We start from the raw sequence: 910 nt of genomic DNA on the forward strand, positions 1-910 counted from the left end.
ATTCACTTCGACGGACCCCCCGTCAGCAAGCCACCCAATCGCCACTATCAGACCCGAAGCAAATATGATTGATTTCGCAAATAACGTCATCGCTCAAAACTCGTTAACAAAATGAAAAAATATGCAGCGAATATTACATTCATTCGACTGAAAAAACAGTCAGGTATACCTGACCCAAGGTAATCTTGTAGACAACATGACGGCCCGCGTATTTCACTCACACAAATCACCCTCAGGCCACCCGACGCACCCTTTTCCGAGGTATTCAAATGCCCCAAGCCTATCTGTATCTGTTGCTGGCTGTGCTGGCTGAAACCATTGGCACAACGGCCCTGCAAGCCAGCCAGCAGTTTACGCGGTTCTGGCCATCCGTGATCGTTATCGTTGGGTACGCGTTTGCATTCTACCTTTTGGCGATGACGTTGAAGGTCATGCCTGTCGGCATTGTTTATGCTATCTGGTCCGGACTAGGCATCTTTCTGATCGCGCTCATCGGTTTTATCGTTTTCGGTCAGCGTTTGGATTGGCCGGCAATACTCGGATTGGCGATGATTCTGGCGGGAATCCTGATCATTCACCTCTTTTCAAAGACTGCCGGGCACTGAAGGCCGGTTAGGGCTGGTATATTTTGCCGCGCCGCGTTATGCGCGCGGCAACTTCCCGTTCAAAGGCTGACCTCTCATGGACCTGCGCAACATCGCAATCATCGCTCACGTGGACCACGGCAAAACGACCTTGGTCGACGAGCTGCTCAAACAATCCGGTGCATTCCGGGAAAATCAGGCCGTCGCGGAACGTGCCATGGACAGTAACGACCTGGAGCGTGAACGCGGCATCACCATCCTGGCAAAGGCCACGTCGGTCGAGTGGAAAGACACACGCATCAATATCGTCGACACCCCCGGTCACG

Annotated in this window: 2 protein-coding genes; both read left to right on the top strand. The window is 52.5% G+C overall.

The genetic code is table 11. The features are described from left to right. Window positions 1-269: 269 nt before the first annotated feature. Window positions 270-605 (top strand): SMR family transporter, encoded by a 336-nt coding sequence (locus tag ACR0IP_RS23245; RefSeq protein ID WP_209596305.1) that lies wholly within the window; start codon window positions 270-272, stop codon window positions 603-605. A gap of 76 nt (window positions 606-681) precedes the next feature. Then, window positions 682-910 (top strand): GTP-binding protein (locus ACR0IP_RS23250; protein WP_480528172.1); only part of this gene is annotated, 229 nt, incomplete at its 3' end.

This window comes from Ruegeria sp. AL11, from assembly GCF_056540865.1.

Excerpts from the sequence above, each read along its gene's own strand:
- ACR0IP_RS23245 (WP_209596305.1), top strand. The coding sequence starts at position 270 with ATGCCCCAAGCCTATCTGTATCTGTTGCTGGCTGTGCTGGCTGAAACC.